The organism is Streptomyces sp. NPDC001750, from assembly GCF_042892615.1.
In the GTDB taxonomy this organism is placed as follows: Bacteria; Actinomycetota; Actinomycetes; order Streptomycetales; family Streptomycetaceae; genus Streptomyces.
In genome coordinates, this window is sequence record NZ_JBIAUE010000066.1 from 1 (window position 1) to 10,976 (window position 10,976).

At 72.1% G+C, this 10,976-nt stretch carries 8 protein-coding genes and 1 pseudogene; 3 read left to right on the forward strand and 6 right to left on the reverse strand.

Annotated features, from left to right (window positions below):
- Window positions 1-99 precede the first annotated feature (99 nt).
- From ACFYY6_RS37770 to ACFYY6_RS37780, 3 genes and pseudogenes are all read right to left on the reverse strand, one after another.
- A pseudogene (locus ACFYY6_RS37770) lies at window positions 100-222 on the reverse strand (IS481 family transposase); the annotation flags it as partial.
- Window positions 223-474: 252 nt separating this feature from the next.
- Complete coding sequence (locus tag ACFYY6_RS37775) at window positions 475-828, reverse strand: Mpo1-like protein (protein ID WP_389197707.1); 354 nt, start codon at window positions 826-828, stop codon at window positions 475-477.
- Window positions 829-944: 116 nt separating this feature from the next.
- On the reverse strand, window positions 945-1,751 hold the full coding sequence (locus ACFYY6_RS37780; protein ID WP_351522239.1) for a M15 family metallopeptidase: 807 nt from the start codon (window positions 1,749-1,751) through the stop codon (window positions 945-947).
- 57 nt (window positions 1,752-1,808) lie between these two features.
- Here ACFYY6_RS37780 and ACFYY6_RS37785 point away from each other — a divergent pair, with 57 nt between their 5' ends.
- The gene (locus ACFYY6_RS37785) at window positions 1,809-2,351 is read left to right on the forward strand and encodes an NUDIX domain-containing protein (RefSeq protein ID WP_351522237.1); all 543 of its coding nucleotides are present in this window, start codon (window positions 1,809-1,811) and stop codon (window positions 2,349-2,351) included.
- Window positions 2,352-2,560: 209 nt separating this feature from the next.
- Here the strand turns inward: ACFYY6_RS37785 and ACFYY6_RS37790 are convergent, their stop codons facing one another.
- Window positions 2,561-4,909, reverse strand: coding sequence for a glycoside hydrolase family 31 protein (locus ACFYY6_RS37790; RefSeq protein ID WP_351522236.1), 2,349 nt, complete (start codon window positions 4,907-4,909; stop codon window positions 2,561-2,563).
- A 242-nt stretch (window positions 4,910-5,151) separates the two neighbouring features.
- Here ACFYY6_RS37790 and ACFYY6_RS37795 point away from each other — a divergent pair, with 242 nt between their 5' ends.
- Together ACFYY6_RS37795 and ACFYY6_RS37800 are read left to right on the forward strand one after the other, a co-directional pair.
- Window positions 5,152-7,128, forward strand: a complete 1,977-nt coding sequence (locus ACFYY6_RS37795) for an acetoacetate--CoA ligase (RefSeq protein ID WP_388653781.1) — start codon at window positions 5,152-5,154, stop codon at window positions 7,126-7,128.
- A gap of 227 nt (window positions 7,129-7,355) precedes the next feature.
- A complete protein-coding gene (locus ACFYY6_RS37800; protein ID WP_351522232.1) occupies window positions 7,356-8,219 on the forward strand; it encodes a hypothetical protein in 864 nt (287 codons plus the stop codon).
- A 92-nt stretch (window positions 8,220-8,311) separates the two neighbouring features.
- On the opposite strand, the gene ptsP is transcribed toward ACFYY6_RS37800, so the two are convergent.
- On the reverse strand, window positions 8,312-9,982 hold the full coding sequence (gene ptsP / locus ACFYY6_RS37805) for a phosphoenolpyruvate--protein phosphotransferase (protein WP_351522231.1): 1,671 nt from the start codon (window positions 9,980-9,982) through the stop codon (window positions 8,312-8,314).
- Between the two features lie 76 nt (window positions 9,983-10,058).
- Window positions 10,059-10,508 carry a PTS glucose transporter subunit IIA gene (locus tag ACFYY6_RS37810; RefSeq protein ID WP_351522229.1) on the reverse strand — a complete coding sequence of 150 codons (450 nt, stop codon included), beginning with the start codon at window positions 10,506-10,508 and terminating at the stop codon, window positions 10,059-10,061.
- Between the last annotated feature and the right edge of the window lie 468 nt (window positions 10,509-10,976).

A 10,976-nucleotide genomic window follows, 5' to 3' on the forward strand; every position in this document is an offset into this window, starting at 1 on the left:
GAGCTGCAGATACTCATCGCGACCTGGACCGGCGCCTGCCCCACCTGTCACCGCGACATGCCAGACCCCGCACCAACATGACCAAGCCCTACTAGTACTGCGACCGGAAAGGCTCACGCGGCTGGCGGGTGGTCTACCTGCGAGTGCGGTGTGTCCGTGGTGGTGATTGTAGGTGTGCAGCCATTGCGGGGAGGCGTCGCGTCGTTCGGCTTCTGAGCGGTAGGTGAGTGCGCTGCGTGGACCTCCGACGAGCCAGGCGCGGTACTGGAACTGATCACGGCCGGAGTGGAATTGTGGAACTCCTGCCCAGTGGTCGTGAAGCCTTGTCCGGGCATCGCCGTGAACAGGGTGCGGGGCGCCCCCCTGGGCGTGTGACCCGTGCGTCGACCGGTTCGACGAGGTGGCGCCGAACCGGCGTCGTTCGACCGGAGGGCCGGGCGGCGTCCGGCACCCCGCGACGACCGCCGCCCGCGTTCACGGCCGACGGTTGACGGCGAGCCACTCGGCGGCGGTCTCCGCCAGCTCGTGGTCGCGTCCCGCCAGCATTGTCCGGATCATCCGCACGTCACCGCGGAGCGACCAGACAGGGTGCCCGAACGTGGCCGGGTTGTTCTTCTCGATCAGGAAATGGGCGGCCCAGGCGGTCCCGTAGCCGATCAGCGGCAGCGCGGCGGCGTACTTCTTGCGTCCTCGCGCCAGGCCGTAGGCGGCGACCGCGAGACCGGTGAGGGTCCCGGTCAGATGGACCCAGCGGGTCGCGGCCCTGGAGTGCATCGCGACGTAGTAGGGCCAGAAATCCTCGTACGAATCGAACTCCTGTTGTGGCATACGGGCACCGTAATGGCTCGGACGGCAACCGGAAACGGCCCGGACGCGTCGGAGCGGAGAGGAGGGGCGGCCGGAACCCGCGGGGGTGGTCCCGGCCGCTCCCTCCCGTCCGCGTGTCAGTGCCCCGCCACGGACCTTCTCGCGACCGGGAAGTCGAAGTAGGTGTCCGGGAACGGCTCCGCCCGGAGGGTGTAGTGCCACCATTCCTCGGCCAGGTTCACGAATCCGGCCTCGGCGAGGGTCCGCTTCAGGAACTGCCGGTTGGCCCGCTGCGCTCCCTGGACCCGTGGGTCGTCGGTGTGGGCGAGCGTGTCGAAGCAGTCGAAACCCGTGCCCATGTCCACGGAGCTGTCCGGGAAGCGTTCGTCCTGCGGTGCGTAGCAGGGCACGTTCCACCGGCCGGGGTCGTCCGGTCCGGCCGGCGCAGCGGGCAGCTTCACCAACGTCAGGTCCACCGTGCTGCCCCGGCTGTGCCCGGACTTCTCCGCGATGTACCCGTCCGCGAACAGCCGCGACTTGTCGACCCGGGGGTAGAACTCGCCCTTCATCGTCCGGTCGTCGAGGTCCTTCGCCCAGCGCACGAAGTGGTCGACCGCCCGCTGCGGCCGGTAGCAGTCGTACACCTTCAGGGAGTAGCCCCGGCGCAGCAGCCGGGTCTGCGCACGATGGAGGGCCCGGGCCGCGGGGCGCGTCAGGATGCAGAGCGGCTCGCGGTAGCCGTCCACCGGCACGCCCATGAAGGTGTGGGCGGTGGGGTAGCGCATCTCCTGGATGATCGTCGGGTCCACCGAGCGGAGAGCGACGAATTCGCCGGGGGCCTTCGGCTCGGGCCGGGCGCGGGCCGCCGGGGCGGTGGCGGTGACGGCGAGCAGGGCGGCAGCAGCGGTCACCAGGAGGCGGAAGGCGGAACGCATACCTGTCATGGGCACATAATCCTGGAACGGGGGAGAGCTTGACAGGGGATCGGATACAGTCCGCGCGTGTCCGCGATCACGAATCATCCGCAGAAGCCGGTCAAGGGCTCCCACTGCGCCACGTGCGGCGCACCGTACGCCGTCCCGGCGGCCCCGGGTGCCTGGCCCCGCACCTGCGCCGTCTGCGGCGACACTGCCTACCGCAACCCCCTGCCGGTCGCCGTGGCCCTGCTCCCCGTCACCGGCCGCGACGGCACCGGCCTCGTCGTGATCACCCGGACCATCGCGCCGCAGTTCGGCGGGGTCGCGCTCCCCGGTGGCTTCATCGACCACGACGAGGACTGGAAGCACGCCGTGGTGCGCGAACTCCGTGAGGAGACCGGTATCGAGGCCGACGAAGGGGACGTCCGGCTCGCCGACGCCCTCAGCGACCCGGAAGGCCACCTGCTCCTCTTCGGGCTCCTCCCGGTACGCCCCTCGGCCGCCCTCCCGCCCTCCGTACCGACCGACGAGACCACGGGCTTCCACGTGCTCGGCGCACCCACCGAGCTCGCTTTCCCCCTGCACACGCTCGCCGTCCGGTCGTGGTTCGAGGGCGCCTACCACTGACCGGACGGACACACGGGGCGCCCGGTCACCGCCCGCCCCGGGCCCGCCACCACGGCCGGTGCCCCGCGTCCGCCGGCGTGCGCCCCGGCACCACGCTTCCGTGACCGCGCACCCCGGCACTCCGAGCCGTCCTGCCGTGCGCTCCGGCACCACGCTTCCGTGACCGCGCACCCCGGCACTCCGAGCTCGCCCGGTTGCGCGCCCCGGCCCTATGCGCCGCGCACACGTACCGGGCGGCCCGGTCCCTCCGCCCCCTCACGCTCCACCACGACCTTTCCGTCCACCAGCCTCGTCGTGTACCGCTCGACCTCCGCCCGTTCCCGGCCGTCGCCCGGGTCCGGCACCACCAGCCCACCCCCGGTGCGGCCCGCCGCCGGAGCCCACACCTCCAGTTCCACCTCCCCGTCCGCGCCCCGCACGGGCAGCACCGAACCGGCCCGCGCCAGCACCGGCACCCGGGACAGCGGAGCGTCCAGCAACACCTGTCCCGGCCCCTCGTGGACCTCGCCCGTCGCCGTGTCGTACCACCGGCCCCGCGGCAGCCGCACCGCCCGGCGGTCCGCACCCCGCTCCAGCACCGGCGCCACCAGCAGCGCGTCCCCCAGCAGGAACGCGTCCTCGCAGTCCCGCAACGCCCGCTCCCCGGGCGCCCCCCACCACAGCGGTCGCACGTAGGGCGCGCCGGTCAGCGCGGCCAGCCCCGCCAGTGTCTCGAAGTACGGCCTCAGCCGCTCCCGCTCCACCAGCGCGGCCCGTGCGTACTCCAGCACTTGCGGCCCGAACTCCCACGGCTCCCGCCGACCTGCGTCGATCGCCGCGTGCGTCCGGAACAACGGCACATAGGCGCCGAGCTGGAACCACCGCAGATACAACTCGGGCGAGGGGGACCCGTCGAACCCGCCCACGTCCGGCCCCGAGTACGGCACCCCGCACAGCCCGAGCCCCAGCACCAGTGCCAGCGACGCCCGCAATCCGGGCCAGCCGGTCGCCACGTCACCGGACCAGGTGCCCCCGTACCGCTGCATCCCCGCCCAGCCCGAACGCGAGAACAGGAAAGGACGCTCCCGCGGCCGCAGTCGGCGCAGCGCCTCGTGACCGGCACGCGCCATGGCGAGCCCGTACACGTTGTGCGCCTCGCGGTGATCCCCTCCGCGGCCCTCCAGGCAGTGCCGCGCCGACCGAGGCAGCGTCGGATCCCCGAACGCCGCGAACGACACCGGCTCGTTCATGTCGTGCCACACTCCGGAGAACCCCTGCACGAGCCGCTCCTCGTACAGCCCGCCCCACCACTCCCGCACCAGCGGGTCGGTGAAGTCCGGATACACGCACTCACCCGGCCACACCTCCCCGCGCACCACCCGCCCCCGGGCGTCCCGCACGAACGCCCCCCGGCTCCCGACCTCCGTGCCCGAGTCGAACACCGCGTACCCGGGCTCCGCCTTCACCGCGGGATCGACGATCGACACCAGCCGGACCCCCTTCTCCCGCAACTCCTCCGCCAGCCCCGGCAGATCCGGGAAACGCCCCCGGTCGACGGTGAAGACCCGGTTTCCGTCGAAGTGATCGATGTCCAGATGCAGAGCGGACAGCGGCAGCTCCCGCTCCCGGTACCCGGCGACGATCCGCCGCACCTCCCGCTCGCCGCCGAACCCCCAACGGGCGTGCTGCGGACCGAGCGCCCATGACGGCGGCAGCGCCGGGGCGCCCGTGAGCGCGGTCCAGCTCTGCAGCACCCGGGCCGGCGTACCCGCCGTCGCCCAGCACCGCAGTGGCCCGCCGTCCATCCGCACCTCGCACGTGCCCGGCCGGTCATGGCCGGAACCCGCGCCCTCCTCGCCCTCGCGCAGGGTCACCCGCCCCGACCAGCTGTTGTCGTGGAACAACAGATGCGTCCCCGCGTCGGACACCACCAGCTGCACCGGCATGGTCAGGGACAACGGATCGTCCTCCGGTCCGAACCGCCCGCCGGGATCGGTGTTCCACAGCCGGTACACCCCGTCCCGCAGCCGAGGGCCCGAGGCCCGCCCGCCGAGCCCGAAGAACCGGGCGTCCGCGGGCACCTCGGACCGTTGCACCCACCGGGCCGCACCCCCCGCGACCGGCTCCCACCAGCGCGGCGGCAGCTCGCGCCGGAGCATCACCCCGCCCGGCGTCCGCAGCTCCACGGCCCCGTGCCGCGACACCGCGAGGGTCAGCCGCTCCGACACCACCTGCCAGCCGTCCTCCGTGTCCGGCTCCAGCCGGGCCCGCGGATCCGCCTCCGGCGCCGCACCGGCCAGCGCGTACGACGGCAGCGGGTCGGCCCCGTCCCAGCTCCAGAACACCGCGCCGCCCACCGTCACCCGGACCCGCAGCTCCGACCGCGCGAACCGCACCAGGCCCCCGCCCGGCCCCGGCTCAGCCCCCACCACGAGCCCCGGCACCCGCGCCCGCTCCGCACCGCGGCGCGGCAGCGCCCGCGCGTCCGCGTTCCGCCGGCGCACGGCTGAGCGCACCATGCGCAGCCCCCGCGCCGAACCGACCAACTTCACCGAGCGCACCAGGTCACGACCATCCATGCGGCTCACCCTGCCACCCGGCGGACCGGGGGCGGGCCCCGTTCAACTTCCGTTCACCCACGGTCGGCCCGCGCGTACCCGTGGTCGGCCCACATGTGCGGACACCGGACCATGGGCGGTGAACCCTGGTGCGAACGACGATCACATGGCATCGTCCGTAACGGCCGCCTCACGCGCACACCCCGGCACGGGTGCGCGTCCCATGCCGACCCCGCGTATCCGTACAGTCAGGGAGCAGCCCCATGACCGCAGCAACCGACGAGACCCCGCTCTGGCAGCCCGGCCCCGACCGCGTCGCCGCCGCGGCCGTCACCCGCTTCCAGAACTGGGCGGCGGGGCGCTACGGAGCCCCGGCCGAAGGCGGCTACCAGGCACTGCACCGCTGGTCCGTCGAGGAACTCGACACCTTCTGGAAGGCTGTCGCCGACTGGTTCGACGTACGGTTCTCCACCCCGTACGAGTCCGTCACGGGCGACCGCACCATGCCCGGCGCACAGTGGTTCCCGGGCGCCACCCTCAACTACGCCGAACACGCCCTGCGCGCCGCCGAGGACCCCTCGCGCGCGGACGCCCCCGCGCTGCTCCACGTCGACGAGACCCACACCCAGGCCGCGGTCTCCTGGTCCGAACTCCGCCGCAGGGTCGGATCCCTCGCCGCCGAACTGCGCGCCCTCGGCGTCCGGCCGGGCGACCGGGTCAGTGCGTACCTCCCCAACATCCCCCAGGCCGTCATCGCCTTCCTCGCCACCGCCGCCGTCGGCGGGGTCTGGACGTCCTGCGCCCCGGACTTCGGCGCCCGCAGCGTCCTCGACCGCTTCCAACAGGTCGAACCCGTCGTCCTGTTCACGGTGGACGGCTACTGCTACGGCGGCAAGGAGTACGACCGCGCCGACACGGTCGCGGAGCTGCGCCGCGAACTCCCCACCCTGCGCGCCGTCGTCCACATCCCGCTCCTGGGCACGGACGCCCCGGACGGCGCGCTCGAATGGTCCGCCCTCACCGCCGCGGACACGGAACCCGTCTTCGAGCCGGTGCCCTTCGACCATCCGCTGTGGGTGCTGTACTCCTCCGGGACGACCGGACTCCCCAAAGCCATCGTCCAGTCCCAGGGCGGCATCCTGCTCGAACACTTCAAGCAGATCGGCCTGCACTGCGACCTCGGCCCCGAGGACCGGTTCTTCTGGTACACCTCCACCGGCTGGATGATGTGGAACTTCCTCGTCTCCGGCCTGCTCACCGGCACCGCGCTCGTGCTGTACGACGGAAGCCCCGGCTTCCCGGACGTCAGCGCCCAGTGGCGGATCGCCGAACAGACCGGAGCCACCCTCTTCGGCACCTCCGCCTCCTACGTGATGGCCTGTCGCAAGGCCGGCATCCACCCCGGGCGCGACCTCGACCTCTCCCGGATCCAGTGCGTCGCCACCACCGGATCCCCGCTCCCGCCCGACGGATTCCGCTGGCTGCACGACGAGGTCGGCGACGACCTGTGGATCGCCTCCGTCAGTGGCGGAACGGACGTGTGCAGCTGCTTTGCCGGTGCGGTCCCCACCCTCCCCGTGCACATCGGCGAGCTCCAGGCCCCGTGCCTCGGCACGGACTTGCAGTCCTGGGACCCCGCGGGCAAGCCGCTCGTCGGCGAGGTCGGCGAACTCGTCGTCACCGCACCCATGCCGTCCATGCCGATCCGCTTCTGGAACGACCCCGACGGCAGCCGCTACCACGACAGCTACTTCGACATGTACCCCGGCGTCTGGCGTCACGGCGACTGGATCACGATCACCGAACGGGGCTCGGTCGTCATCCACGGCCGATCCGACTCCACCCTCAACCGCCAAGGCGTGCGGATGGGCTCGTCGGACATCTACGAGGCCGTCGAGCGGCTTCCCGAGATCCGCGAATCCCTCGTCATCGGCATCGAGGAACCCGACGGCGGCTACTGGATGCCGCTGTTCGTCCACCTCGCCGAGGGCGCCGTGCTCGACGACGACCTCCGCGACAGCATCAAGCGCACTATCCGCGAGAACCTCTCGCCGCGTCATGTTCCGGACGAGGTCATCGAGGTCCCCGGCATCCCGCACACCCTCACCGGCAAGCGCATCGAGGTTCCGGTCAAACGCCTCCTGCAGGGAACCGACCTGACCAAGGCGGTCAACCCCGGCTCCGTCGACAACCTCGAACTCCTCCGCTTCTTCGAGGACCTCGCCCGCAGACGTCGCTGAGCGCCATGTTGTCAGTGCCCATGATTACTCTGAGTGAGCAACGATCGTCAGCGCACTGGGGGAGTCACATGGCGCACCACAGCAACATCCGGCGGACCGGGCCCGGCGGGACCGAGCCCGGGAGGACCACGCGCGAAAGGGCCGCACAGGAAGGGCCGGGGCGGGAGAGGCGGGAGGGGACCGTCACCGCCGCCCGGCCCCGCGGCCGAGGTCGTACCGGGACGTCCATGCGCCGCACGCTGCGCCGCGAAGCCCCCAGCACTATCGGCCTGCTGGCCGACGAACGGGACTTCGCGGCGATGCGGCGCTACCGCACCTTCGCCTTCGACGACCACACCGTCTATCTCCAGCAGGTCGAGGGCCTGCTCAAGTCCCTCGCCGCACAGGGCAGGCACGCCACGGTCGCGCTCTTCGACCCCGAGGAGTACGCGGAGTTCTGCGCCGAGTCCGGAATCACGGCCGACGCCCCCGCCAGCCGCAGCCGCTTCACTGCGGAGATCGCCGCGTCCGGAGCCACCGTCGCGTACACCGGCCAACGCATCGAGGACCTGATCCCGCTCCTGGTCGACCGGGCCGTCCGCCAGGCCACCTGGGAGTACGCCACGATGACCCTGGCCGGCCTCGGGGAGTGTGCGGACTGCGGCCAGGACATCGGCCGCGCCGCCTTCGACCGGGCCTCCCATCTCCTGCTGCGCATGCTGGAGACCGCGGGTCCGGGCACCCACCACCTCGTCTGCTCGGCCCCCGCGGCGGGCGAGCACCTGCTCTCGGTCCTCCACGTCGAACGTGACACCGGGGGCCCCGCCCGCCTCGAATCGTCGGAGGGCGTCGAGTTCGTCACCGTCCTCGCCGTCGGCGTCGCCCTCGAAAAGCCCGGGGGGGTCGTGCTCCGCACCAGCAATCCCGGCACCCGGGACCGCGTCCACGGCTGGCGCCTGGACCGCGCCCGCCTGGTCCCGCTCACCGCGGGCGAGGTCTTCAGTGCCTACTGCACCGACGCCGACACCGGCGAACCCGTCGCCCCCGAGCCGCATGTGGACTACTGCGCGGGCTTCGACCTCGGAGCCGACGAGCCGGAAGAACACCACTGAGAACGGAGGAACACCGGGACGGGGACGCACCACGCGAGGACACGGAAGGGGCTCCCCGCACTCATCGGGCGGGGAGCCCCTTCACCTCGCGGCTACTCGCCCGACAGCACGGCCTGAGCGGCCGTCCGGGCCTCCTCCGCGGAGTCCGCCGCACGTGCGGCGGAGGCGGCGCGCTCGCACTGCGCCAGCGTGTGCTTGGCCAGAGCGGCGCGCACATACGGAATGGACGCCGCGCCCATCGACAACGACGTCACGCCCAGACCCGTCAGAACGCAGGCGAGCAGCGGATCGGAGGCCGCCTCACCACAGACGCCACAGCTCTTTCCCTCGGCCCGGGCCGCCTCCGCCGAGAGCGCCACCAGGTCGAGCAGCGCTGGCTGCCAGGGGTCCTGGAGCCGGGACACCGCCCCCACCTGCCGGTCGGCGGCGAAGGTGTACTGCGCCAGGTCGTTGGTGCCCAGCGACAGGAACTCCACCTCCTGCAGGATCGAGCGTGCCCGCAGCGCGGCGGACGGGATCTCCACCATCGCCCCGAACTTCGCCCCCAGCCCCGCCTCACGGCAGGCGTCGGCGAAGGCCCTCGCGTCCGTGCGGTCCGCCACCATCGGGGCCATGACCTCGAGATGGACGGGCAGACCCTCGGCCGCCTTCGCCAGCGCGGCGAGCTGGGTCCGCAGCACCTCGGGGTGTTCCAGCAGGCTCCGCAGCCCGCGCACACCCAGCGCCGGGTTCGGTTCGTCCGCGGGCGTCAGGAAGGCGAGCGGCTTGTCGGCACCGGCGTCCAGCACCCGCACCACGACGCGCCCTTCGGGAAACGCCTCGAGCACCGCCCGGTACGCCGCGAACTGCTTCTCCTCCGACGGCGCTCGATCGCTGTCGTCCAGGAAAAGGAACTCGGTGCGGAAGAGACCCACACCCTCCGCACCGGCCTCGACCGCCGCGAGCACGTCCCCCGGACCCCCCACATTGGCGAGCAGCGGGATCTTGTGACCGTCGGAGGTCGCCCCCGGACCGGTCGACGCGGCCAGCGCGGCCTTGCGCGAGGCGGCGGCACTCCGCAGTTCCGCGCGCTTCTCGGCGCCGGGCTCCACGAAGACCTCGCCGGTGCTGCCGTCCACCGCGACGACAGCGCCCTCGGCCAGCTCGGTGGCACCGGGGAGGGCCACCACGGCGGGCACCCCGAGCGCCCGGGCCAGGATCGCGCTGTGACTGGTCGGCCCACCCTCCTCGGTGACGAAACCGAGCACCAGCGCGGGGTCGAGCAGCGCGGTGTCGGCGGGCGCCAGGTCCCGCGCGATCAGTACGTACGGCTGGTCGCTGTCCGGCACGCCGGGCATCGGCACACCGAGCAGCCGGGCCACGATCCGGTTGCGCACGTCGTCGAGGTCGGCGACCCGCCCCGCGAGGTACTCCCCGGCATTGGCGAGCAGCGCCCGGTAGGAGGCGAAGGCGTCGTAGACCCCCCGTTCGGCGGAGCTGCCGACGGCGATGCGCCGCTCCACGTCGGCCATCAGCTCCGGGTCCTGCGCCATCATGGCCTGGGCCTCGAGGACGTGCTGCGCCTCGCCCCCGGCCAGGTTGCCCCGCGCGATCAGGTCCGCCGCCACGGCCTCCACCGCCTGGCGGGCGCGCCCCTGTTCGCGCTCCGCCTCCTCGGCCGGGATCTGCTTGGCCGGCGGTTCGAGCACCGCCGTACCCATATGACGCACCTCGCCGATCGCCACCCCGTGGCTCACGCCGACTCCTCGCAGCGTTGTCTCCATCTCACCCGTCCCCGGTCGTGCGGTGGGCCGTGCCCCCGCTGTGGATATCCGGTCCGCTGTCACTTCGCCGAGCCCGTCACTGCCAGCCGAACAGTGTGTCGCCGGTCTTCACGTCCCCGTCCTCACGGACGTCGGCGAGGGAGTCGGCCGTGGCCTCGAGTGCGACGACCGGGCACACGGGAGACTTGCCCGCAGCCTCCACACCCGCGGGATCCCACCTCACGATCGCCTGGCCGCGCGCGACCGTGTCCCCCTTGTTGACGAGGAGTTCGAAGCCCTCGCCGTTGAGCTGAACGGTGTCGATACCGAGGTGGACGAGCACACCGTGCCCCTCCCCGTCCACGACGACGAACGCGTGCGGGTGGAGGGAGACGACGATGCCCTCGACCGGCGACACGGCCTCGGACGGCTCACGTACGGGATCGATCGCGGTCCCCGGGCCCACCATCGCGCCGGCGAAAACCGGGTCCGGTACTGCGGCGAGCCCGATGGCACGTCCGGCAAGAGGCGACGTCACAGCGGTCATGGGGAACCTCCCAGGGTGGAGCTCGGGTGGCGTCGTCACGGCTGGCGGACGACGGCGTGCTGTTCAGCAGCGTAAGTCATAAGAAGTTCTGATTCCGGCCGAGTGCTGACGGTTCGAGACCCAGCGTGGTCACCGGAAGCGATTTGCCTCGCCCCGGGCCCACCTGTATGGTCATACCTCCGCCTGACCCCGGTGCAACGTGGAAAAGGGGTCGGTGACGACTCCTCACGCACGATTCCATTTCAGGGTGGGCACCTGCATGTCCGCAAGGGCCGGCCAGAGAATGGGAAAATGCCTGATAGAGTCGGGCACGCCGGAAAGGGAAAGCGCGAAAGCGTATATCTGGAAGGCGAATTCTTCTGCTCTGCAGAGGCCCGCTTCGACCGGGAATCGGACACGAAAGAGTCTGATAGAGTCGGAAACGCAAGACCGAAGGGAAAAGCCCGGAGGAAAGCCTGGACCGGAAGG